The 24,158-nt window shown below is 44.2% G+C and carries 18 protein-coding genes, 11 tRNA genes and 3 rRNA genes; 9 read left to right on the forward strand and 23 right to left on the reverse strand.

The annotated features are described in order from the left end of the window. The 5 genes from J1C77_RS09145 to J1C77_RS09165 form a co-directional block, all read right to left on the reverse strand. On the reverse strand, window positions 1-939 hold the full coding sequence (locus J1C77_RS09145) for a hypothetical protein (protein ID WP_239682279.1): 939 nt from the start codon (window positions 937-939) through the stop codon (window positions 1-3). 239 nt (window positions 940-1,178) lie between these two features. Continuing rightward, window positions 1,179-1,742: a GNAT family N-acetyltransferase gene (locus J1C77_RS09150; protein WP_002920526.1), complete on the reverse strand. Its 564-nt coding sequence runs from the start codon at window positions 1,740-1,742 to the stop codon at window positions 1,179-1,181. Between the two features lie 342 nt (window positions 1,743-2,084). After that, the gene (locus J1C77_RS09155; RefSeq protein WP_002920525.1) at window positions 2,085-2,339 is read right to left on the reverse strand and encodes a DUF1912 family protein; all 255 of its coding nucleotides are present in this window, start codon (window positions 2,337-2,339) and stop codon (window positions 2,085-2,087) included. A 26-nt stretch (window positions 2,340-2,365) separates the two neighbouring features. Beyond that, the gene (locus J1C77_RS09160; protein WP_002920524.1) at window positions 2,366-3,727 is read right to left on the reverse strand and encodes a DUF438 domain-containing protein; all 1,362 of its coding nucleotides are present in this window, start codon (window positions 3,725-3,727) and stop codon (window positions 2,366-2,368) included. Between the two features lie 2 nt (window positions 3,728-3,729). After that, on the reverse strand, window positions 3,730-3,960 hold the full coding sequence (locus J1C77_RS09165; protein WP_002920523.1) for a DUF1858 domain-containing protein: 231 nt from the start codon (window positions 3,958-3,960) through the stop codon (window positions 3,730-3,732). A 254-nt stretch (window positions 3,961-4,214) separates the two neighbouring features. Between J1C77_RS09165 and J1C77_RS09170 the strand changes: the two genes are divergently transcribed. The 4 genes from J1C77_RS09170 (at window position 4,215) to J1C77_RS09185 (ending at window position 9,983) form a co-directional block, all read left to right on the forward strand. Next, a complete protein-coding gene (locus J1C77_RS09170; RefSeq protein WP_002920522.1) occupies window positions 4,215-5,642 on the forward strand; it encodes a helix-turn-helix domain-containing protein in 1,428 nt (475 codons plus the stop codon). Between the two features lie 157 nt (window positions 5,643-5,799). Further along, window positions 5,800-7,308 (forward strand): glycerol kinase GlpK, encoded by a 1,509-nt coding sequence (glpK, locus tag J1C77_RS09175; RefSeq protein ID WP_002920521.1) that lies wholly within the window; start codon window positions 5,800-5,802, stop codon window positions 7,306-7,308. A gap of 68 nt (window positions 7,309-7,376) precedes the next feature. Continuing rightward, window positions 7,377-9,203, forward strand: a complete 1,827-nt coding sequence (gene glpO, locus J1C77_RS09180; RefSeq protein ID WP_427195062.1) for a type 1 glycerol-3-phosphate oxidase — start codon at window positions 7,377-7,379, stop codon at window positions 9,201-9,203. A gap of 66 nt (window positions 9,204-9,269) precedes the next feature. Further along, window positions 9,270-9,983 carry an MIP/aquaporin family protein gene (locus tag J1C77_RS09185; protein WP_002920519.1) on the forward strand — a complete coding sequence of 238 codons (714 nt, stop codon included), beginning with the start codon at window positions 9,270-9,272 and terminating at the stop codon, window positions 9,981-9,983. Between the two features lie 173 nt (window positions 9,984-10,156). On the opposite strand, the gene rlmD is transcribed toward J1C77_RS09185, so the two are convergent. Then, the gene (gene rlmD, locus J1C77_RS09190) at window positions 10,157-11,527 is read right to left on the reverse strand and encodes a 23S rRNA (uracil(1939)-C(5))-methyltransferase RlmD (RefSeq protein ID WP_002920518.1); all 1,371 of its coding nucleotides are present in this window, start codon (window positions 11,525-11,527) and stop codon (window positions 10,157-10,159) included. A gap of 55 nt (window positions 11,528-11,582) precedes the next feature. Between rlmD and J1C77_RS09195 the strand changes: the two genes are divergently transcribed. From J1C77_RS09195 to J1C77_RS09210, 4 genes are all read left to right on the forward strand, one after another. Next, window positions 11,583-12,359, forward strand: a complete 777-nt coding sequence (locus J1C77_RS09195) for an aminoglycoside 3'-phosphotransferase (protein ID WP_002920517.1) — start codon at window positions 11,583-11,585, stop codon at window positions 12,357-12,359. Window positions 12,360-12,385: 26 nt separating this feature from the next. Continuing rightward, window positions 12,386-13,162 carry a recombination regulator RecX gene (recX, locus tag J1C77_RS09200; RefSeq protein WP_002920516.1) on the forward strand — a complete coding sequence of 259 codons (777 nt, stop codon included), beginning with the start codon at window positions 12,386-12,388 and terminating at the stop codon, window positions 13,160-13,162. An 86-nt stretch (window positions 13,163-13,248) separates the two neighbouring features. Then, window positions 13,249-13,782 carry a nucleoside tri-diphosphate phosphatase gene (gene ntdP, locus J1C77_RS09205; protein ID WP_002920515.1) on the forward strand — a complete coding sequence of 178 codons (534 nt, stop codon included), beginning with the start codon at window positions 13,249-13,251 and terminating at the stop codon, window positions 13,780-13,782. A 127-nt stretch (window positions 13,783-13,909) separates the two neighbouring features. Next, window positions 13,910-14,227 carry a DUF960 domain-containing protein gene (locus J1C77_RS09210; protein ID WP_002905830.1) on the forward strand — a complete coding sequence of 106 codons (318 nt, stop codon included), beginning with the start codon at window positions 13,910-13,912 and terminating at the stop codon, window positions 14,225-14,227. A 366-nt stretch (window positions 14,228-14,593) separates the two neighbouring features. On the opposite strand, the gene J1C77_RS09215 is transcribed toward J1C77_RS09210, so the two are convergent. The 17 genes from J1C77_RS09215 to J1C77_RS09295 all read right to left on the reverse strand — a co-directional run bounded on the left by J1C77_RS09215 (window position 14,594) and on the right by J1C77_RS09295 (window position 23,438). Next, window positions 14,594-14,667 (reverse strand) — tRNA-Pro (locus tag J1C77_RS09215). Between the two features lie 46 nt (window positions 14,668-14,713). Next, window positions 14,714-14,787, reverse strand: a tRNA-Arg gene (locus tag J1C77_RS09220). Window positions 14,788-14,844: 57 nt separating this feature from the next. Beyond that, window positions 14,845-14,918, reverse strand: a tRNA-Arg gene (locus tag J1C77_RS09225). Between the two features lie 31 nt (window positions 14,919-14,949). Further along, window positions 14,950-15,035 (reverse strand) — tRNA-Leu (locus tag J1C77_RS09230). Window positions 15,036-15,042: 7 nt separating this feature from the next. After that, window positions 15,043-15,114 (reverse strand) — tRNA-Gly (locus tag J1C77_RS09235). Between the two features lie 14 nt (window positions 15,115-15,128). Beyond that, window positions 15,129-15,201 (reverse strand) — tRNA-Thr (locus J1C77_RS09240). Between the two features lie 16 nt (window positions 15,202-15,217). Continuing rightward, a tRNA-Leu gene (locus J1C77_RS09245) sits at window positions 15,218-15,299 on the reverse strand. 5 nt (window positions 15,300-15,304) lie between these two features. Beyond that, window positions 15,305-15,377, reverse strand: a tRNA-Lys gene (locus J1C77_RS09250). 32 nt (window positions 15,378-15,409) lie between these two features. Continuing rightward, window positions 15,410-15,482, reverse strand: a tRNA-Asp gene (locus tag J1C77_RS09255). Window positions 15,483-15,498: 16 nt separating this feature from the next. Beyond that, window positions 15,499-15,571, reverse strand: a tRNA-Val gene (locus J1C77_RS09260). A gap of 3 nt (window positions 15,572-15,574) precedes the next feature. Next, window positions 15,575-15,690, reverse strand: a 5S ribosomal RNA gene (gene rrf / locus J1C77_RS09265). A gap of 116 nt (window positions 15,691-15,806) precedes the next feature. Continuing rightward, window positions 15,807-18,707: ribosomal RNA gene (locus J1C77_RS09270) — 23S ribosomal RNA — on the reverse strand. 127 nt (window positions 18,708-18,834) lie between these two features. Then, window positions 18,835-18,907, reverse strand: a tRNA-Ala gene (locus J1C77_RS09275). 64 nt (window positions 18,908-18,971) lie between these two features. Next, window positions 18,972-20,519: ribosomal RNA gene (locus J1C77_RS09280) — 16S ribosomal RNA — on the reverse strand. Together the 16S, 23S and 5S rRNA genes with 11 tRNA genes alongside form the textbook arrangement of a ribosomal RNA operon. A gap of 334 nt (window positions 20,520-20,853) precedes the next feature. Next, the gene (hpf, locus tag J1C77_RS09285; RefSeq protein WP_002903257.1) at window positions 20,854-21,396 is read right to left on the reverse strand and encodes a ribosome hibernation-promoting factor, HPF/YfiA family; all 543 of its coding nucleotides are present in this window, start codon (window positions 21,394-21,396) and stop codon (window positions 20,854-20,856) included. Between the two features lie 81 nt (window positions 21,397-21,477). Further along, on the reverse strand, window positions 21,478-22,143 hold the full coding sequence (locus J1C77_RS09290) for a ComF family protein (RefSeq protein WP_002923398.1): 666 nt from the start codon (window positions 22,141-22,143) through the stop codon (window positions 21,478-21,480). After that, window positions 22,140-23,438, reverse strand: coding sequence for a DEAD/DEAH box helicase (locus J1C77_RS09295; RefSeq protein WP_002923397.1), 1,299 nt, complete (start codon window positions 23,436-23,438; stop codon window positions 22,140-22,142). Before J1C77_RS09295 ends, J1C77_RS09290 begins: the two co-directional genes overlap by 4 nt. A gap of 56 nt (window positions 23,439-23,494) precedes the next feature. Between J1C77_RS09295 and J1C77_RS09300 the strand changes: the two genes are divergently transcribed. Beyond that, window positions 23,495-24,127, forward strand: coding sequence for a YigZ family protein (locus tag J1C77_RS09300; protein ID WP_002923396.1), 633 nt, complete (start codon window positions 23,495-23,497; stop codon window positions 24,125-24,127). Window positions 24,128-24,158 lie beyond the last annotated feature (31 nt).

Here is a 24,158-nt window from a genome sequence, read left to right on the forward strand (position 1 = left end):
TTATTTCTTTTGTAAAATTAAATACATAGCAATTAATTTTTTCCATTTCGGGAGTTTTCTCATTTTAACAATCGTTGTTTTGTTCTTTCTTTTTCGATTTATAATAAATGAATTAACAGCAATTAAAATAGCTACCAAAAACGAAATAATCATTAATATTGGCATCCTAATATTTAATCTCTCAGAAGCGACCATGTTCTTTTTCTCGAAAAAACTTGATATAAGCAAAGAAGCATACAATAAAAAAGTCAAAAGATATCCACTCAGCTTATTGCGTTGCCATATATATTTCACTTTATCCGAAATGTATTTTGACTCTATATCTTTACCTTTTCTTAGAAAAATAACAAAATCTATTGAATTGATATAATGCCAGATAGCCAATCCGCCCGTTATAAGCGCCCACCATTTAATATCAAATACACTAATAGTATAAACACCGATTGTAATCATTAAGATTTGAAACAAAAATTTTAATAAACTACTACCAAATAAGATCATCATCAATGAAAAATAAAAACGTATGAAAACAATTGTAATAAATAAATCATGATAAACTTTATTGATCTTAAAATGATTAATCAAAATACCCACAAATAATAAAAGAGAAAATGACCATATTATTTCTCTAACTACAGTAATAATATTCTGGTATTCTTTATTATCAGAAAAATCTTTTATCCTTTTGGATCTAGGGTAATAGTTGATTAGATAGATAACCAGTAATATTAATATCAATATTTGATAAAGATTAAAACCTAGAATCAAAAAATCCCTTATTAGTCTTGTTTTATCTAAATTAATAATTAAAAAAAGAAAGGGTAACATAAATAGGTATTTAATACCAGTATAATCGAAAAATTTAAATGCCCTTTCTACAATATTACTTTGAGCTGTTATTTTAAACTTTTTTAACCTCTCAAAAATTTTTTTATTCATTCTTCCCCCCATCATATTCCTAATATGCTTACCAAAATCCGACACAATCTTCTGAGTTCTGTTAAACTTCTCATTTTCCTGTTCTACATTATTATAAATGTTCACTTATCGTTGACTCGGTAAAACCAAGTAGCTCAAAAATTCCTTTTATGTCAGCAAAAGTTTGTCATTTTGCAAAAGAATATCCAACTAAAAATCACCATTTAGAGTTGGATACAGGATGAAGTTAGAAATCTCATTCATCGTTTATCCTCCCACTCACTCCTCAGCAAGCCATATATCAGACCTTCGCAGCGATTGCCTTTGGCATCTTTGCGGTCTCGGATGCGAGCTTCGAGGGTGAAGCCAAGTTTCTCAGCGACTCGTTGACTTTGAAGATTATAGCCAAAGCAGGACAATTCAATCTTATGAAGATCCAATTCTTTAAAAGCTAGGTCAATCAAAGCACGTGCTGCTTCTGGGACATAACCTCGTCCCCAATAGTCTGGGTGCAAGGTGTAGCCAATCTCCAGTACATCGTCTTCGTGGCGACGGGGGAAATCAACAGAGCCGATGACTTTATCAGTCCCTTTGACGACAATCCCATAGCCAGCTGGGAGATTTTCCTTTTGATTGCGCTCAGGCAGAAGATGCTCCAGGTAGTAAATCTCATCTTCCAAGGCCTTGACGGGCGGAAAGCCTGCAGGGTAGGCAACCTCCGGCAAACTAGCGTAAGCATGGATATCCTCAGCATCAGCCACGGTGCGGATTCGTAAAACGAGACGCTCCGTTTCTAATCGATCTGGTAATCGTGCTTGCTCCATCTTCCTCCCTCACTTTCTACAAAAAAGCGCCCCTGCCATATCCATGACAGGGACGAATGTGTTTATCCGCGGTACCACCCAATTTCGGGCAGATGCCCGCAACTTTTCTCTTCTTCTTTCTCTTTTATGACATCGTTAGCTCGCTTTGGCATACGCTAGTATAGCCTGCAACTCCTTGCCTAGTCCTAAAAGGAAACAAAAAGACACTTTTATTTCAATTTATTATCTCATCAGCAACCAGTTTTGACACACTTGTGGACTTCTCAGCACCGCCACTTTCTGTAAAATGCTTGACTCAAAACACCTCTGATGAACCTATTCTATCACCTTTCCAGCGAAAAATCAATAATTTCTCTCACCCAAAAGTCCGTCTGGCAGGTCGTGAAATGCTTTGCCCGCCTGATAGTTGGCGAATTTCCCTAAAAGGAACTGGTAGGCATCTAGACGACTTTCATAGCGAATGGCCGCTTCCTTGGCCCGCTCATCCTGGTCCGCCTCGTAGACCGCCTGACTCTCCTTTAGGGCCATCTCGTTAATCATGACCTGGGTCTTGACCCAAGCTTCAAACTCCTGTAAAAATTCCTGTTCGTAACTCATTTTTCTCACTTTCTAACTGCAAATACCTAGTCCAAATCCCGGTAAAAATCACTGTCAATATCGCGGAAGGGCTGAATATCCTGAACGTACTCCAACACCCCTTGAAAATCACCAGCCTCATCCCGCACCGCTGCATAGGTCACATGAACAAACTTGCCACGTGATTCCGACTTGAACCACATCTCAAACTTGTCCCGCTCTCCCTCACGCAGAGCCTTGAAAATCCGCCGCACCTTGTCCAAAAACTTGGGCGGGTGACAGAGCTCGACATTGCGTCCTATCTGGGACGGCGTCCGCTTGAAAATCATCTCGTCCGCTGGCACGCTGTCATTATAATACTGGAAAATATCGTCCTTATTGACAAAGGTAATCTCCATGGGCAGATGGTCCAAAATCAGATTGGCCTCCGCCACAGACAAATAACCATGGCCAAAAGGCTGCTGGGACTCCCGATTAAAGGCTTGCTCCTTCTTTTCCTTGGGCTTAAAGGAAATAGTGACCTGACCATCCGGCGTATCAATGACCTGCTGAAATCTGCCATCACTAGACTGTTCTCTGCTGGCTGGCGCTTCGCTTCCTTCATCAGCAGCATCCCCAGCTTCCTCCTCCGAGAATGAGTGCCGCGCAGGAATCCATTTCTCTGTCGGCTTGATAATGGCATAGCCATAAGCATCACTCTCCTCAGCAATCTTGAGCCAGTCATCCTGATGGAAGGACTCGAGGAGAATCATCAGTAAAATAGACTCTTCCTTGAAAATCATAGCTTCAAACTCAGCCGCAAAAGTCTCAAACTTGTCCTTGACTTCCTCAATCGAAGTGTCTGGTAGCTGCTCTGCAGCAATCTTAGCCTCTTGGAAAAGGTCTCGAATCTGGTCGTCTACCCCCCACATGACCTTGGGCGGCGAATCGTGGCCGTAGCTCTCCATGATGGGAAACATGAGCTCTTCCTTGCGCTGATAGTGGATATCAAACTGCCCCACCAAACCCAGCTGGCGCTGGAGTCCCTTGCGGATTTCTGGAAGAAGGTCCTCATCTTCTGTGCTTTCATAGGTGGATAGGAGCCTGCGAACCCGCATAAGAGCAGCCCGCAAGGCTAGATTTTCCTGCTTAAAGACCTGAACAGGATGGCCTGGATGGTCGGTATCAGCCACCTCTACATCCTGAATGGCACCTTTAAAGAGGTTGGCATGGACATTGCAGAGGGACATGACATCTTCGAAGGTCACTCCCGTATCCGAGTTCATCAGCTCATGCTCCATCAAGCTGATCTCGATAGCAGACACACCTGCAAAATGCTCATTAAAAAGCTCCTGAACCGACTCAGCAGAAGCACCGTTATGTAGGTCCAGCAAGATAGACTTGAGGACCTCAATGCGTTCAGTAGCCATTCCTAAATCCCCACCACTTCATAGCCGTTTAATTCCAGAGTTTGCTTGATTTTATTCAGGTCAATGCCATTCATACCAGCACCTTTTTTGATAGAAACCACGCGCCCGACTGTATTGCGCATGACAGGATTGGTCAGAGGCGTAAAACCTAATTCTACCAGAACATCCAAAACCTCAGGCTGCTTCTCAATCACTTCTGCCACTGGGATAGACAAATCAATCACATTATCCATAGCTGCTCCCTCGTCGTCACTTTTCTACAATTATACCATAAAAAAGCGATCAGACTCAAAGCAAAAAAAGTGTAAGTGTCTGCTCCTCTTATACTTGTTCAAAAGAAATGGAATAGCGAATTAAGATAGACATAATGACAGATTGTTTCAATTTATTATTTCCTTAGACAACGATAAGAAAATATAAAGCACATTGCTTCGTCTTTTTTCCCTTTTGTGATAAGCTAAGATTAGTGAATTGAGAGGGTTTTCGTATGTATCTTGCAGACTTAATGGAAAAGAGTGAAGCGGGGCAGTTTATTGTCCTGTCTTATTTACAGCAGCATTCTACATCCAGTTTGAAGGACGTTATGTCTGAAACAGGCTTCTCGAAAGCAACCTTGACCAAGTACATTAGCCTGATTAACGACAAGGCAGCGGACCATCATGCAGCCCTATCCATCCAGCTTCAGGACGAAACACTCAGCCTGTCCATCGCATCTGATACCAAGGGACGGGATATTCGCAGGCTCTTTTTGGACAATGCAGTCAAATACCAGATTTTAAACTACTTGCTCTATCATCAGCAGTTTTTAGCCCATCAATTAGCCCAAGAGTTCATGATCAGTGAAGCAACCCTCGGCCGTCATATATCCGGTCTAAATCAGATTTTATCAGAGTTTGAGCTATCTATCCAAAATGGCCGCCTGAAAGGGCCTGAACACCAGATCCGCTATTTTTATTTCTGCCTCTTTCGCAAGGTCTGGTCTAGTCAAGATTGGGAAAAAGAACTTCAAAAATCAGAAAGAAGGCAGGAAGTTGCCGTCTTAGAAGAACTCTGCGGAGCCCAACTCTCTCAAGGTCAGCGATTGGACTTGGCCCTTTGGGCGCATATTACCCAACAGCGCCTAAGAGTCAATGCCTGTCAATTCCAAAACATTGAGCAGAAAATGCAGGGCTATTTTGAAAATATCTTCTACCAGCGCTTGCATCGCCGAACAAATGATTTCTTTGCTGGACAGCACATCACCCTGAGTCTCGAGGATGGCGAAATGATGATTTTCTTTTCATTTCTGCTTTCCCATCGGATTCTGCCTCTGCACACCATGGAGTATATTCTGGGCTTTGGCGGTGAAATTGCCAGTCTGATTACGCAACTGATTCAAGAGATGAAGGGTCAGAACTTGCTAGGGGATTATATTGAGGATCAGGTGACCTACGAACTCAGTCAGCTCTGCGCCAGTGTCTTTCTTTTCAAAGGCTATCTCTTGCAAGACAAATACAAGCACAACTTGGAATTGCGCCACCCATACTTGTGGAGCGAATACGATTATCGACAAGTTGCAGACACTATTTTTAGTAAACTCCCTATTTTTCAACAGGGAACATCTCTGGATAAAAAGGTTTTGTGGGAATGGCTCCAGCTGATGGAGTACATTGCTGAAAACGACGGTCAAGTCATCAAGATAGGCATGGACTTGACAGATAGCTTTATCGTTGTTTCCAGGATGACAGCCATTTTAAGACGGTATTTAGAGTACAATCGCTTTATTACGATTGAATCCTACGACCTTACCAGAAAATATGACCTCATCGTCACCAACAATCCCATCCATCAAACCCAGCAAGTTCCCATCTATTATTTAAAAAATGACTTAGATTTGGAAGATTTGGCACAAATCCGTCACATGATATTTCATTAAGAAACTTGGAGAAATCCAGGTTTCTTTGTGATTTTCGCACAATCTCCTCAATTTTTTTTAAAATTTTAAAAAAGTTGATAAAAAAGAAAGCGTTTTATTTTATATACTAGTTACTGTAGAGGAAACATCCTCAAGATTTTTACTAGGAGGACAGTTCATGTCACAAGAAAAATACATCATGGCCATCGACCAAGGAACTACTAGTTCCCGCGCCATCATCTTTAACAAAAAAGGAGAAAAAGTTAGCTCCAGTCAAAAAGAATTTACTCAGATTTTCCCTCAGGCTGGATGGGTTGAGCACAATGCCAATGAAATTTGGAACTCAGTGCAGTCCGTTATCGCCGGTGCCTTCATCGAAAGTGGAGTCAAACCTAACCAAATCGAAGCCATCGGAATCACCAACCAGCGTGAAACAACTGTCGTCTGGGATAAGAATACTGGTCTTCCTATCTATAATGCTATCGTTTGGCAGTCTCGTCAGACTGCTCCTCTGGCTGAACAGCTGAAAAGCCAAGGCTATGTGGAAAAATTCCATGAAAAGACTGGTTTAATCATTGATGCTTATTTCTCTGCTACCAAGGTTCGCTGGATTTTGGACCATGTAGAAGGTGCGCAAGAAAGAGCTGAAAAGGGCGAATTGCTCTTTGGTACTATTGATACCTGGCTGGTTTGGAAATTGACTGACGGTGCTTCTCACGTGACCGACTACTCAAATGCAGCCCGTACCATGCTCTATAATATCAAGGAACTCAAATGGGACGATGAGATTTTGGAAATCCTTAACATTCCAAAGGCTATGCTTCCAGAAGTTCGTTCTAACTCAGAAATCTATGGTAAGACTGCTCCATTCCATTTCTACGGCGGAGAAGTTCCAATCTCTGGTATGGCTGGGGACCAACAGGCGGCCCTCTTCGGTCAGTTGGCCTTTGAACCAGGTATGGTTAAAAATACTTACGGAACTGGTTCTTTCATCATCATGAACACTGGTGAAGAGATGCAGCTATCTGAAAACAACCTCTTGACAACCATTGGCTATGGAATTAATGGCAAAGTTTACTATGCCTTAGAAGGTTCTATCTTCATTGCCGGAAGTGCTATTCAATGGCTGCGCGACGGTCTTCGGATGGTTGAAAATTCACCAGAATCTGAAAAATATGCCCTAGATTCTCACAACAATGACGAAGTCTATGTCGTACCTGCCTTTACAGGTCTGGGCGCTCCGTATTGGGATCAAAATGCACGTGGATCTGTCTTTGGCTTGACCCGCGGAACCAGCAAGGAAGACTTTATTAAGGCTACTCTGCAATCCATCGCTTATCAAGTACGAGACATCATTGATACCATGCAGGTGGATGCCAAGACAGCTATTCAAGTCCTCAAAGTCGACGGCGGTGCTGCTATGAACAACTTCCTCATGCAGTTCCAGGCCGACATTTTGGGAATCGATATTGCCCGTGCTAAAAACTTAGAAACAACTGCTCTCGGTGCAGCCTTCTTGGCAGGACTGTCAGTAGGTTACTGGAAAGACTTAGACGAACTCCGCACTCTCAATGAAACTGGAGAACTCTTTGAACCATCTATGAATGAATCCCGCAAGGAACAACTCTACAAAGGATGGAAAAAAGCCGTTAAGGCAACCCAAGTCTTTGCAGAAATCGACGACTGATACTGATTCATATTTTTATAATCAAGTCAGTAGAAGCATGAAACGACTAAGTTAGAAAGTGTGTAATTATGGAATTTTCAAAGAAAACACGTGAATTATCGATAAAAAAAATGCAGGAACGCACCTTAGACCTCCTGATTATTGGTGGTGGGATTACCGGTGCTGGAGTAGCCTTGCAAGCAGCAGCTAGTGGCCTGGAGACTGGTCTGATTGAAATGCAGGACTTTGCAGAAGGGACTTCTAGCCGTTCTACTAAATTGGTCCATGGAGGCCTTCGTTACCTTAAGCAATTCGACGTAGAGGTGGTCTCAGATACAGTTTCTGAGCGTGCTGTGGTCCAGCAAATTGCCCCTCATATTCCAAAACCAGATCCTATGTTGCTTCCTGTTTATGAAGAAGAGGGCGCTACCTTCAGCCTCTTCCGTCTCAAAGTAGCTATGGACCTCTACGACCTCTTGGCTGGTGTCAACAACACTCCTGCTGCCAACAAAGTTTTAAGCAAGGAGGAAGTGCTAGAACGGGAACCTGAACTCAAGAAGGAAGGTCTGGTTGGTGGCGGTGTCTATCTTGACTTCCGCAACAACGACGCTCGACTCGTAATTGAAAATATCAAACGCGCCAACCAAGACGGTGCCCTGATTGCCAACCATGTCAAGGCAGAAGGCTTCCTCTTTGATGAAGCTGGAAAGATTACAGGCGTTGTTGCGCGTGACCTCTTGACGGATGAAGTCTTTGAAATCAAGGCTCGCCTAGTTATCAATACAACTGGACCTTGGAGCGACAAGGTACGCAATCTGTCAAATGACGGTGAGCAATACTCACAAATGCGTCCAACCAAGGGTGTTCACTTGGTAGTTGACTCTAGCAAGATCAAGGTTTCTCAGCCAGTCTACTTTGATACAGGCTTGGGAGACGGCCGGATGGTATTTGTTCTTCCACGTGAAAATAAAACCTACTTTGGTACGACTGACACTGACTACACTGGCGACCTAGAGCATCCAAAAGTAACACAAGAAGATGTGGATTACCTCTTGGGCATTGTCAATAATCGCTTCCCAGAAGCAAAGATCACGATTGACGACATCGAAAGCAGTTGGGCAGGTCTGCGTCCTCTGATTGCTGGAAACAGTGCTTCTGACTACAATGGCGGAAACAACGGTACCATTAGCGACGAAAGTTTCAATGCACTGATTGCGACTGTTGAGAGCTATCTGGCTAAAGAAAAATCCCGTGAGGATGTTGAAGCAGCTGTTACGCAACTCGAAAGCAGCACTTCTGAAAAACACTTGGATCCATCTGCCGTGTCCCGCGGTTCCAGCCTGGAACGTGATAACAATGGCCTCTTGACCCTTGCTGGCGGTAAGATTACGGACTATCGTAAGATGGCGGAAGGTGCTATGGAGCGTGTCGTTGAAATCCTTAAAGCAGAATTTGACCGCAGCTTCAAGCTCATCAACTCTAAGACCTACCCTGTTTCAGGCGGAGAGCTCAATCCAGCTAATGTGGATTCCGAAATCGAAGCTTTTGCTCAACTTGGTGTCTCACGCGGCTTAGACAGCAAAGAAGCCTTCTATCTTGCAAACCTTTACGGTTCAAATGCTCCTAAAGTCTTTGCCCTCGCACACAGCATCGACCAAGCACCAGGTCTCAGCCTAGCGGATACCTTGTCACTGCATTATGCTATGCGTAACGAATTAGCACTCAGCCCTGTTGACTTCCTGCTTCGCCGGACAAACCACATGCTCTTTATGCGGGATGGTTTAGACGCTATTGTTGAGCCTGTTCTGGATGAAATGGGACGATTCTACGACTGGACAGAAGCAGAAAAAGCAGCTTACCGAAAAGATATTCAAGCTGCCCTTGCAAATAACGATTTAGAAGAATTAAAAAAATAGAAAATACGAGAAGAGGCGGTAGACCAAGAACTGTCTGCCCCCCTTCTTTTAAATGGAGTAACATAAATGATGAAAGAAATATTTGGCGAATTTTTAGGAACACTGCTCTTGCTCCTTTTGGGAAATGGTGTAGTTGCAGGTGTGGTTCTTCCTAAAACAAAGAGTCACAATTCAGGTTGGATTGTGATTACCATGGGATGGGGGATTGCCGTTGCTATCGCTGCTTTTGTATCCGGCAACCTTGGACCAGCCCATCTGAATCCTGCCCTAACTCTCGGAGTAGCTCTGAAAGGTGATTTGCCTTGGGCATCTGTTCTTCCGTATATCCTCGCTCAATTTGCTGGTGCTATGGTCGGACAGTTCCTCGTTTTCCTACAGTTCAAACCTCACTATCTAGCTGAAGAAAATCCAGCTAACGTCCTAGGCACATTCAGCACAGGCCCAGCTATCAAAGATACCTTCTCTAACCTGATTAGTGAAATCCTTGGAACCTTTGTTCTTGTGCTGACTATTTTCGCTCTTGGACTTTATAAGCTGCAAGCAGGCATTGGCACTTTTGCAGTTGGAACACTGATTGTCGGAATTGGTCTCTCACTTGGGGGAACAACAGGCTATGCCCTCAACCCTGCTCGTGACTTAGGTCCTCGCATCATGCACAGTCTCCTTCCCATTCCAAACAAAGGAAATGGCGATTGGAGCTATGCTTGGATTCCAGTTGTCGGACCAATCATTGGTGCCGTCCTTGCAGTCCTAGTCTTCGGTTTATTCCAATATAACTGATTGCCATTGGAGAACACTTAACGAGTGTTCTCTTTTTGTGACTAATTGACTAGGTTAAGACTAGATCCCTATAAAACCATTGCAATTTTGACAAAAGAAAAGACTTAGCCCTGTATTAGAGAAAACTAAGTCCTTTTTAGAATGATTTATCAACTCTTGTAAGCCGTTTCTAATTAACTCGAACGAGAGCTATCTCTCTTGGATAATTTCACCACTGCCTCGGTCCGAGCAGTATGAGGAAACATATCAACCGACTGGATATAGCGGACATCGTAGACCTTACTGAGTTTGACCAGATCCCGAGCCAGAGTTGAGACATTGCAGGAAACGTAGACCATCTTTTCAGGTGCATAGTGGACAATTGTCTCCAGTAGCTTATCGTCCAGACCTGTTCGCGGCGGATCAACAATCAAGGCATTCGCCCGATATCCCTCAGCATACCAGCGAGGAATAATCTCCTCTGCCGTCCCAGCCTCATAGAGTGTATTATCAAATCCCATTCGTTTCGCATTACGCTTGGCATCTTCAATGGCCTCAGGGATGATATCCATACCCCGCAGAGACTTGACCCTTTTAGCAAAGGAAAAGCCGATGGTCCCCACTCCGCAATAGGCATCAATCAAATGGTCTTCTCTCGTCACATCCAGCGCCTTAACCGCCTCCCCGTAGAGCACCTCTGTCTGCTCAGGATTGAGCTGATAGAAAGCTCGAGGCGATAGGGAGAACTCATAGTCCAGCACTCCTTCTTGGATGGCCTTCTCGCCCCAGATAATCTCTGTCTTATCCCCGTAAATCTCACTGGACTTGCTCGTATGATAATTGACCGCCACTGTCTCCAACTCTGGAAATTCAGCCACCAGGTCTCGGACGACTGGAGAAAAGTCTAGCTTGCGCCCTGTCACAAAAATCATCTGCACCTGCCCCGTCTTTCTGGCCCTGCGAATCATGACCGTGCGTACCCCAGCGTTCTTGCGTTCATCATAGATAGGCAGCCTATACTTGCCTAAAAGCCGAGCCACCTTATTTATGATCTGTTGCGTCACCTTGTCCTGAACCAGACAGTTTTTCAGCGAGACCAGATAGTGCGAATTCTGGGCATAGAGCCCAGCCTTGACCTCATCCTTAAATTTCCGAGTCTGAAACTGCAGTTTAGCTCGATAATAAAGTGGCTCGTGCATACCAATAGTCGGACGAATCTCATAGTTTTCATAACCAGCTGGCGCAAATTTTTTCAAGGCCTGACGCAGCAAATCTTCCTTAAACTCCAACTGCTTGTCATAATGGAGGTGCATGATTTGACAGCCCCCACAGCTATTATAAATCTCACAAGGTGCTTCCACCCGAAATTTCGACCGCTTGTTGATGGTCAAGAGCTTGGCCTCGATGAAATTACGCTGAACTCTGGTCACCTGACAGTAGACTTCCTCACCCTTCAAAGCCCCTGGCACAAAGACCAGCGTTTTCTTATAAAATCCAATCCCTTCACCATTAATCCCCATTTTCTTAATTTTCAAAGGGATTCTTTGTTTCACTTTCACATTCATGCTTCTATTATACCACGCTGCCTCGCATTAGTTGAGAATATGGTACAATAAAAGTATGAAATCAGAAAAAATATCCCTTCCACTAGCCCAATTCCCTGAGCAAATACGAACTTATCTAGAGGGAGCCAACTTTTACGACAGCTCCTCACATTCTGCAGCCAATGTTTTCTATGCCGATACGGGCTATTATTTGAAAATCGACCAAAAAGGTCAGTTAACCCAAGAAGCCACACTTGCCAAATGGTTTGAGAAGCAAGGACTCGGTGTGCCTGTTATTCACTACTTGTCGGAGGATAAAGACTACCTACTGACTAAAGAAGCCGAGGGCAAGGACGCCCTATCCTTTTTCCAACAGCCAGAAGAACTTTGCCAAACGATGGCTGCCGCACTCAAAAGACTTCACAGCATCCAACCCCAGCATTTCCCAATCAAGCATCGCCTCGAGCACTATAAAGAACAAGCATCGGAAAATTATCGGAAAGGATGCTTTTATCAAAAAGCCTTGCTGCCTCAATTTCACATCTCAAGTCGTGAGGAAGCCTACCAGCTTATCCAAGAGCAGGGACAGCTACTGACGGCGGACGCCTTGATCCACGGAGATGCCTGCTTGCCTAATTTCATTCTGAAAGACGCAGCAACCTTCTCCTGCTTTATTGACGTTGGCCTCTCCGGCCTTAGCGATCGCCACATTGACCTTTACTGGGCGATCTGGTCTCTTACTTATAATTTATCTGACCCCCAATACGCAGAGCTCTTTCTTGACTACTATGGCAGGAAGGATGTTGATACAGACAAACTGCGCTTGATAGCTGCCTTTGAAGCATTTGGCTAAAAGAAAGGATTCTACCAAAATCTCTTATGAAAATCACAAAAATCGAAAAGAAAAAAAGACTCTACCTCTTGGAGTTGGACGGCAGTGAAAAGCTCTATATTACAGAAGACACGATCGTTCGCTTCATGTTGTCCAAAGGAATGGAAATCACAGAGCAGGAACAATCAGAAATTCAAGATTATGCGCAATTTTCCTATGGCAAAAACCTAGCTCTCTACCATCTCTCCTTCAAGCAAAGAACTACTAAGGAAGTTAAAGACTACTTAACACAGCACGACATCCAACCAGAAATCACCAGCCAGGTCTTGGACAATCTAAAAAAGGATAATTGGATTAATGATAGAAAATATGCTCATTCTTTTATCCAATCCAACCTTCTCACTGGTGACAAAGGCGCTTTTGTTCTCAAGCAAAAACTCAGTCAAAAAGGGATTTCTAGCACTATCATAGAAGAAGAATTGAGCCAGTTTGATTTTACTGAACTAACAAACAAGGTTGCCGAAAAGCTGCTCAAAAAATACCAAGAAAAACTGCCCAGCAAGGCTTTACAAGATAAAATACTTCAATCCTTGATAAACAAAGGTTTTTCATACAGCCAAGCCAAAACTGCCTATCAGCATTTGGAAATCGAAGAAGACCAAGAAAACCAGCAAGAGCTTCTCTATAAAGAGCTAGACAAGCAATACCGCAAGTACTCAAAAAAGTACGACGGCTATGACTTAAAACAGCGGCTGACCCAAGCTCTCGCTCGCAAAGGCTATGATTTCTCCGACATCGCTAGCGCTCTGAGAGAATATCTTTAAGATTTTCTATGAAAACTTATGCATTTCTATGAAAATATGTTACAATAAAGAAGATAAACTTATAAATTGTAGAAAGTTGGTAAGTTATGAAACTTCCAAAAGAAGGCGACTTTATTACAATTCAAAGTTATAAGCATGATGGGAATCTTCACCGCACCTGGCGAGATACCATGGTACTAAAGACAACAGAAAACGCCATTATTGGCGTTAATGACCACACACTGGTAACAGAAAGTGATGGCCGACGTTGGGTAACACGTGAACCAGCCATTGTCTATTTTCATAAAAAATACTGGTTTAATATCATTGCCATGATTCGAGACAATGGAACTTCATACTACTGCAACCTAGCCAGCCCTTACTATCTGGATAATGAAGCTCTAAAATACATTGACTATGATTTAGACGTCAAAGTCTTTGCTGATGGTGAAAAACGCCTGTTGGATGTAGAAGAATATGAACGCCACAAAAGACAGATGCACTATTCTGATGATTTGGATTTCATTCTCAAAGAAAATGTCAAAATCCTAGTTGATTGGATTAACAACGGAAGAGGTCCATTTTCAGATGCTTATGTCAATATTTGGTACAAACGTTATGTTGAACTAAAGAATCGATAAAGTTGTCAAAGAGCGTAAGCTCTTTTTCTTTTATCTAATTCGCCCTCACCAGAGGTCAAATTCTTGCAATCTCAAGCATTTTCAGGTATCATATAAGAAAATCCAGACTGTAAGAAAGGAGTCTCCCATGGCATTTACAAATACTCTCGGACGATATGCCAGCTTTGGCATCATGACGAGCCTCCCTGAAGAAATTATAGACTCATTCTGGTACGTTATTGATAACAATCTCAAAGGAGTCTTTGAACTTCGCCCAGTCCTCAAGTTCGAAATCATCAATAGCCAAGGAAGAGTATCTCTTCGCTTCTCACAAAAAAACTTCAACACCATTATTTCATTTGACTTAAACTATCAATTTGACCCTTTCTTTCCCAGAAAAGTCTACATCGTTGATAACAAGGGCAAAGAAACCATTATGCTATCTGACGAATACTCTTTGATGTAGTAAATCCAACTCAGCACATATAAAAACCTCTGAAGGCAACTATTCACAGCTATCAGAGGTTTTTGTCTTTAATATTACTCATCTCAAATGGAAAGTACATTTCAGCAGCTTGATAGATGCTAAACTCCCGGAACACTAGTCTTTAAAATTAAACTAAACCTAGTTAAGTAATCAAATCCCTCGCTTTCTAATAGGATTATACAAAGAGACAAGACCAGTAGTTCTAAAAGATTGTATTGCTTATTAAATCCGACTATAACTAAAAGAGCTTAACAACATATGTTAGCTAAGTTTCGGATAATGAACAAACAGTTTTCTTAAAAACAAAAAAGATAGATCAGTACATCTATCTTTGATGTTATCTAGTCGGGAAGACAGGATTCGAACCTGCGACACCTTGGTCCCAAACCAAGTACTCTACCAAGCTGAGCTACTTCCCGGTGCTTAAACAATCTAAAAACGGAGCCCTAAGACTTCGCTTGCAAATGCACCCTAGAGGAGTCGAACCTCTAACCGCCTGATTCGTAGTCAGGTACTCTATCCAGTTGAGCTAAGGGTGCTCACTATTCATATTAAAATCATTATAGCAAAAATTAAGAAAAAAACAAATAATTTAATGCACCCTAGAGGAGTCGAACCTCTAACCGCCTGATTCGTAGTCAGGTACTCTATCCAGTTGAGCTAAGGGTGCTCATCTTCTTCTACTGCCTCTTACAAGTCTATGCCGAGGACCGGAATCGAACCGGTACGATCGTTACCAATCGCAGGATTTTAAGTCCTGTGCGTCTGCCAGTTCCGCCACCCCGGCCGCCTCAAGCGAACGACGGGATTCGAACCCGCGACCCCCACCTTGGCAAGGTGATGTTCTACCACTGAACTACGTTCGCATCCTATTCAAAAATGCCGGCTACATGACTTGAACACGCGACCCTCTGATTACAAATCAGATGCTCTACCAACTGAGCTAAGCCGGCTCATTATTATCTTATATGCGGGTTAAGGGACTTGAACCCCCACGCCCTAAAGCGCCAGATCCTAAATCTGGTGCGTCTGCCAATTCCGCCAAACCCGCTCTTATGACCCGTACTGGGCTCGAACCAGTGACCCTTTGATTAAAAGTCAAATGCTCTACCAACTGAGCTAACGAGTCTCTTACTTTTATTGAAATCTTCTCGACTTCAACGGTCCCGACGGGAATCGAACCCGCGATCTTCGCCGTGACAGGGCGACGTGATAACCGCTACACTACGGGACCTATTCTTTTCAGAATATGGGAGTTAACGGGATCGAACCGCTGACCCTCTGCTTGTAAGGCAGATGCTCTCCCAGCTGAGCTAAACTCCCTTCGCTAAGCGACTACCATATCTCACAGGGGGCAACCCCCAACTACTTCCGGCGTTCTAGGGCTTAACTGCTGTGTTCGGCATGGGTACAGGTGTATCTCCTAGGCTATCGTCACTTAACTATTGAATTAACTTTCCTGTCCTCTCAGACAAGCCTTGTCAACTCAAAATTGAATACAATATCAAATCTCACATTTCTCTAAACCATTCGCTGCACTCTGATGAAGCTCTTATTCTAGGATAAGTCCTCGAGCGATTAGTATTAGTCCGCTCCATGTGTCACCACACTTCCACTTCTAACCTATCAACCTGATCTTCTCTCAGGGCTCTTACTAACTTGCGTTATGGGAAATCTCATCTTGAGGTGGGTTTCACACTTAGATGCTTTCAGCGTTTATCCCTTCCCTACATAGCTACCCAGCGATGCTCTTGGCAGAACAACTGGTACACCAGCGGTAAGTCCACTCTGGTCCTCTCGTACTAGGAGCAGATCCTCTCAAATTTCCTACGCCCGCGACGGATAGGGACCGAACTGTCTCACGACGTTCTGAACCCAGCTCGCGTGCCGCTTTAATGGGCGAACAGCCCAACCCTTGGGACCGACTACAGCCCCAGGATGCGACGAGCCGACATCGAGGTGCCAAACCTCCCCGTCGATGTGAACTCTTGGGGGAGATAAGCCTGTTATCCCCAGGGTAGCTTTTATCCGTTGAGCGATGGCCCTTCCATGCGGAACCACCGGATCACTAAGCCCGACTTTCGTCCCTGCTCGAGTTGTAGCTCTCGCAGTCAAGCTCCCTTATACCTTTACACTCTGCGACTGATTTCCAACCAGTCTGAGGGAACCTTTGGGCGCCTCCGTTACCTTTTAGGAGGCGACCGCCCCAGTCAAACTGCCCGTCAGACACTGTCTCCGTAGATGATAAACCTACCGGGTTAGAGTGGCCATAACACAAGGGTAGTATCCCAACAACGCCTCCATCGAAACTGGCGTCCCGATTTCATAGGCTCCTACCTATCCTGTACATGTGGCACAGACACTCAATATCAAACTGCAGTAAAGCTCCATGGGGTCTTTCCGTCCTGTCGCGGGTAACCTGCATCTTCACAGGTACTAAAATTTCACCGAGTCTCTCGTTGAGACAGTGCCCAAATCATTACGCCTTTCGTGCGGGTCGGAACTTACCCGACAAGGAATTTCGCTACCTTAGGACCGTTATAGTTACGGCCGCCGTTTACTGGGGCTTCAATTCATACCTTCGCGTTACCGCTAAGCACTCCTCTTAACCTTCCAGCACCGGGCAGGCGTCACCCCCTATACATCATCTTACGATTTAGCAGAGAGCTGTGTTTTTGATAAACAGTTGCTTGGGCCTATTCACTGCGGCTGACCAAAGTCAGCACCCCTTCTCCCGAAGTTACGGGGTCATTTTGCCGAGTTCCTTAACGAGAGTTCTCTCGCTCACCTGAGGCTACTCGCCTCGACTACCTGTGTCGGTTTGCGGTACGGGTAGAGTATGATACAACGCTAGAAGCTTTTCTTGGCAGTGTGACATCACTCACTCGCTACTAAACTTCGCTCCCCATCACAACTCAACGTTAGAGGTATAAGCATTTGACTCATACCACGCCTCACTGCTTAGACGTACATCCAATCGTACGCACGAGTTAGCCTACTGCGTCCCTCCATCACTTCATACTCTAGTACAGGAATCTCAACCTGTTGGCCATCGGATACACCTTTCGGTCTCTCCTTAGGTCCCGACTAACCCAGGGCGGACGAGCCTTCCCCTGGAAACCTTAGTCTTACGGTGGACAGGATTCTCACCTGTCTTGCGCTACTCATACCGGCATTCTCACTTCTATGCGTTCCAGCACTCCTCACGGTACACCTTCTCCACACATAGAACGCTCTCCTACCATACCTATAAAAGGTATCCACAGCTTCGGTAAATTGTTTTAGCCCCGGTACATTTTCGGCGCAGGGTCACTCGACTAGTGAGCTATTACGCACTCTTTGAATGAATAGCTGCTTCTAAGCTAACATCCTAGTTGTCTGTGCAACCCCACATCCTTTTCCACTTAACAATTATTTTGGGACCTTAGCTGGTGGTCTGGGCTGTTTCCCTTTCGACTACGGATCTTAGCACTCGCAGTCTGACTGCCGACCATAATTCATTGGCATTCGGAGTTTATCTGAGATTGGTAATCCGGGATGGACCCCTCACCCAAACAGTGCTCTACCTCCAAGAATCTTTATGTCGACGCTAGCCCTAAAGCTATTTCGGAGAGAACCAGCTATCTCCAAGTTCGTTTGGAATTTCTCCGCTACCCACAAGTCATCCAAGCACTTTTCAACGTGCCCTGGTTCGGTCCTCCAGTGCGTTTTACCGCACCTTCAACCTGCTCATGGGTAGGTCACATGGTTTCGGGTCTACATCATGATACTAAAGCGCCCTATTCAGACTCGGTTTCCCTACGGCTCCGTCTCTTCAACTTAACCTCGCATCATAACGTAACTCGCCGGTTCATTCTACAAAAGGCACGCTCTCACCCATTAACGGGCTCGAACTTGTTGTAGGCACACGGTTTCAGGTTCTATTTCACTCCCCTCCCGGGGTGCTTTTCACCTTTCCCTCACGGTACTGGTTCACTATCGGTCACTAGGGAGTATTTAGGGTTGGGAGATGGTCCTCCCAGATTCCGACGGGATTTCACGTGTCCCGCCGTACTCAGGATACTGCTAGGTACAGAATCTATTTAAAATACGAGGCTCTTACTCTCTTTGGCTGACTTTCCCAAGTCATTCTTCTATAAATTCTGAGTCCACATTGCAGTCCTACAACCCCGAAGAGTAAACTCTTCGGTTTGCCCTCCTGCCTCTTCGCTCGCCGCTACTAAGGCAATCGCTTTTGCTTTCTCTTCCTGCAGCTACTTAGATGTTTCAGTTCACTGCGTCTTCCTCCTCATTCCCTTAACAGAAATGGGTAACAGGCATCAACCTGTTGGGTTCCCCCATTCGGACATCCCCGGATCAAGTGCTTACTTACAGCTCCCCGAGGCATTTCGTCGTTTGTCACGTCCTTCTTCGGCTCCTAGTGCCAAGGCATCCACCGTGCGCCCTTACTAACTTAACCTTATTTTTGACCTTTCAGTCTTAAACTCATTAATTTTCACAGCGTTTTCGGTTTATTTTCTTGTTACTATTTGATATCGGTATTCAATTTTCAATGGACAAGTTCTTTATCTAGTCAAACTAGATAATGGAGCCTAGCGGGATCGAACCGCTGACCTCCTGCGTGCAAAGCAGGCGCTCTCCCAGCTGAGCTAAGGCCCCACATAGCCCTCTCAAAACTAAACAAGACTCAAGTGCATTCCGTGTGTCCTTACGGACTCCTTAGAAAGGAGGTGATCCAGCCGCACCTTCCGATACGGCTACCTTGTTACGACTTCACCCCAATCATCTATCCCACCTTAGGCGGCTGGCTCCTTACGGTTACCTCACCGACTTCGGGTGTTACAAACTCTCGTGGTGTGACGGGCGGTGTGTACAAGGCCCGGGAACGTATTCACCGCGGCGTGCTGATCCGCGATTACTAGCGATTCCGACTTCATGTAGGCGAGTTGCAGCCTACAATCCGAACTGAGACTGGCTTTCAGAGATTAGCTTGCCGTCACCGGCTTGCGACTCGTTGTACCAGCCATTGTAGCACGTGTGTAGCCCAGGTCATAAGGGGCATGATGATTTGACGTCATCCCCACCTTCCTCCGGTTTATTACCGGCAGTCTCGCTAGAGTGCCCAACTGAATGATGGCAACTAACAATAGGGGTTGCGCTCGTTGCGGGACTTAACCCAACATCTCACGACACGAGCTGACGACAACCATGCACCACCTGTCACCTCTGTCCCGAAGGAAAACTCTATCTCTAGAGCGGTCAGAGGGATGTCAAGACCTGGTAAGGTTCTTCGCGTTGCTTCGAATTAAACCACATGCTCCACCGCTTGTGCGGGCCCCCGTCAATTCCTTTGAGTTTCAACCTTGCGGTCGTACTCCCCAGGCGGAGTGCTTAATGCGTTAGCTGCGGCACTAAGCCCCGGAAAGGGCCTAACACCTAGCACTCATCGTTTACGGCGTGGACTACCAGGGTATCTAATCCTGTTTGCTCCCCACGCTTTCGAGCCTCAGCGTCAGTTACAGACCAGAGAGCCGCTTTCGCCACCGGTGTTCCTCCATATATCTACGCATTTCACCGCTACACATGGAATTCCACTCTCCCCTTCTGCACTCAAGTTAAACAGTTTCCAAAGCATACTATGGTTAAGCCACAGCCTTTAACTTCAGACTTATCTAACCGCCTGCGCTCGCTTTACGCCCAATAAATCCGGACAACGCTCGGGACCTACGTATTACCGCGGCTGCTGGCACGTAGTTAGCCGTCCCTTTCTGGTAAGATACCGTCACAGTGTGAACTTTCCACTCTCACACCCGTTCTTCTCTTACAACAGAGCTTTACGATCCGAAAACCTTCTTCACTCACGCGGCGTTGCTCGGTCAGGGTTCCCCCCATTGCCGAAGATTCCCTACTGCTGCCTCCCGTAGGAGTCTGGGCCGTGTCTCAGTCCCAGTGTGGCCGATCACCCTCTCAGGTCGGCTATGTATCGTCGCCTTGGTGAGCCGTTACCTCACCAACTAGCTAATACAACGCAGGTCCATCTGGTAGTGATGCAATTGCATCTTTCAATTAATTATCATGCAATAATCAATTTCATGCGGTATTAGCTATCGTTTCCAATAGTTATCCCCCGCTACCAGGCAGGTTACCTACGCGTTACTCACCCGTTCGCAACTCATCCAAGAAGAGCAAGCTCCTCTCTTCAGCGTTCTACTTGCATGTATTAGGCACGCCGCCAGCGTTCGTCCTGAGCCAGGATCAAACTCTCATTAAAAAGTTTGAGTTCGCACTCATTACTGTCCACTGACAGATTTATTTTCGTTTTTTTTGACAGGTTACATATCTCTATGTCACCCTGCACTTGGTTCGTCTTGTTCAGTTTTCAAAGGGCTTTGTCTTTCGCGACAACTATATTAGTATATCACCCAACCACACTCCCTGTCAATACCTTTTTCCAATTTTTTTAATTTTTTTTGAAGTTTATTTTTCAACTATATGTATAAAGTTAATTTCTTTGTGCCTAGGGTAATTGTTCTATGTCAGCTGACAGTATGACTTTCTATAATCTAAAAAGGTTGAGAAACATGCTCTCAACCCTATTTTCTTATTTATTTGACTTCTAACAGACCAATATCTCCATCCTCACGACGATATATGACATTCGTACTGCTGTCCTCAGCATCGGAATAGATAAAGAAATCATGTCCCAATAAATCCATCTGCAGAATCGCTTCTTCCAAGTCCATCGGCTTCAAATCTATGTGTTTTGAACGGACAACTTTTGATGGGACTTCTTCTGCTTCCTCAGCAAAGGAATCTGTGAAAAGCTGGCTTGTCGCAACCTTATTGCGATTCTTTCTTTCAATCTTGGTTTTATTTTTGCGGATTTGGCGCTCAATCTTATCTGTAACCAAATCAATTGACCCATACATATCCTGAGAGATATCTTCTGCACGAAGAGTGATGGAGCCTAGCGGAATTGTTACTTCCACTTTCGCAGTCTTTTCACGGTAAACCTTGAGGTTCACACGCGCATCAAGTTCTTGCTCTGCTTGGAAATACTTCTCAATCTTCTCAAGTTTAGAAACTACGTAGTCACGGAGAGCATCTGTTACTTCTAGGTTTTCACCACGGATACTATATTTAAGCATATAAGTACCTTCTTTCTAAACATAAATGTTTTATTTATAATATCATTATAACGCTTTCATTCCTTTTTTGCAAATTTTTTCTCATCTTGCGATTGAAAATGTCAAAATTTCTTTCACTCCTGCTTCCAGCAAGATTTGCTTAGCCAATTGCAAGGTTTTTCCAGTTGTATAGATATCATCAACCAGCAAAATTTTATCTGGCAAATCAACTCCATTCTTAATTTTAAAAGCCTGCTGCGTCTGCAGACGCTCCTCACGTGTCTTGCTCGACTGTGCTAGGGTGTCTTTTTTCTCTAAGACATCTCTGTATGACAAGTTTGCAGCATCTAAAATCCCCTGCACTTGATTAAAACCTCTCACTTGAAATTTTTCGATACTGACTGGAATCGGAACAATGGTATGCTCTCTAAACATTTTGACTGCTTTTTTAGCTGCTTTTGCAAATACAAAGCGCAATACATAGTCTCCCTGAAACTTGTATTGACTGAAATATTCCTTCATTGCTTCATTATAGGTAAATAGTGACTGATGCTGGACTTGTTCCCCCTCTTCCTCCCATTTTTGGCAATCTGTACATAAATCTGATTGCCCGTTGCGAAAACAGCATGGGCAATGCTCTTCAGATATGCATTCAAAATTTTGATAACAAGTGGAGCAGCAGCTTGGTTCTTCTCCTTTTAATAGAAAAAGCTGTAAAAAACTGCCTTTCTCCTTAATTTGCCCTTTACATAAAAGACACTCTGTCATAATCCCGCCTCCTTATTCATATCTCTCATTTCCCGAATCGCCTTTTCCATAGCAAGGGTAGTCCCATCATGAAAAAATAGCAACTGTCCAGTCGGTCTATCCATACTACGGCCAACTCGGCCTGAAATCTGAACCAGAGCACTACGACTGAACAGGCGATGATTGGCTTCCAAGACAAAAACATCCACACCAGGAAAAGTTACTCCACGCTCTAAGATAGTCGTTGTCACCAAAATAGTGATCTCCTTGCGACGAAACTGCTCGACAATCTCTAGACGATTTTCTGTTGTAGAGGCGACAAAAGCCAGCTTTTCATCAGGCAGAGCTATCTGCAAAGCATGAGCAACATCCTCTCCTCTTTGAATTTCTGCAGCAAATATTAAGAGAGGAAATTGAGTCTCCCTCTGTTTTTGTATATATTTTAAAAGTTTAGGTGCTATTTTCTTCTTCTGAAGATGTTTTTGAAAATCAGATAACCAAATTTTCTGAGGGATGGTCAAGGGATTACCATGAAATCTTCTGGGAAGACTCAGGCGTTTCAACTCACCTTTTTGAACTCTTTTATCCAATTCATCTGTGGAAGTGGCTGTCAGAAAAATAGTTGTAGCATCCTCTTTAACTGAACGCTCTACAGCGTGATACAGTATGGGATTATCCACATAAGGAAAGGCGTCTACCTCGTCCACAATCAACAAATCAAAAGCCCGATAAAATTTTAAGAGCTGGTGGGTGGTTGCAATTACCAAGGGGCTGCGAAAATAAGCTTCTGACTCCCCATGCAGAAGGGCTATTTCACAAGAAAGGTCTTCTTTTAGGCGCCGATAAAGTTCTAAACAAACATCAATCCGCGGACTGGCCAAGCAAACAGACCCTCCTCTATCAATAACTCTTGCAATCACTTGGTAAATCATTTCTGTTTTTCCAGCGCCAGTAACAGCATGCACTAACGTATTCTGTCTTTTCTCTAGCGCGTCCAGTAAGCCTTTGGAGACCTTCCCCTGAAACTCTGTCAGTTGCCCCTGCCATTTAAGCACCTGTTTTTTAGGAAAATCCTCTTGAGGAAAATAGTAAAGTTTTTGGTCACTCCGTACCCGGCCCAATATTAAGCATTCTCTACAATAATAAGCTCCAACAGGTAGCTGATTTTCTCGTTCAATCAAGCTGTTGCAGCGTCCACAGTGGAGCTTGCCTTTTTCTTCTCGGATACTGGGAATTTCTTTTGCTTGTGCTCGCAAGCTAGACTCTAACTGACTCTCTGTAAATATACGTCCTAAACAATCTTGCAACTCTAACATACTTATTTATTCGTAATTTTTTGGCAAAATTCGTCTTTTTTTTGTAAAATATAGTTATGGAATTTAAGACAATTAAAGAAGATGGTATGGTTCAAGAGGAAATTAAAAAATCCCGCTTTATCTGCCATGTAAAAAGAATTTACTCTGAGGAAGAGGCTCGCGCTTTTATAGCTGCTATAAAAAAAGAACATTACAAGGCCACTCATAACTGCTCTGCTTTTATCATTGGGGAAAAGAGTGATATAAAGCGAACTAGCGATGATGGTGAGCCCAGCGGAACAGCCGGAGTTCCTATGCTGGGAGTCCTAGAAAAGCACAATTTGACCAATCTTTGCGTTGTGGTTACTCGCTATTTTGGCGGTATTAAACTAGGAGCCGGCGGCCTGATTCGAGCTTATGCCGGCAGTGTTGCTCTGGCTATTAAGGAGATTGGACTGGTTGAGATAAAAGAACAAGCTGGCCTACGCCTACAACTGTCTTACAGCCAATATCAGGATTTTATGAATTTTCTTAAGGCGGAAAATCTTGCTGAATACGATACTGAATTTACAGATAGTGTCTCCACTCTTCTTTTCGTTGACAAAGGTGAAAGAGAACTGCTTAAAGACAAACTGACTGAGTTTTTTAAGGGCAAATTGAAGATGATGGATCAAGGACTGCGCCAAGTAGAAGTCCCCTTGATGTTTTGACATAAAGAAAAGCTATGGCTCTCATAGCTTT

It is taken from the genome of Streptococcus sanguinis (assembly GCF_050223295.1).
Classification (GTDB): domain Bacteria; phylum Bacillota; class Bacilli; order Lactobacillales; family Streptococcaceae; genus Streptococcus; species Streptococcus sanguinis_X.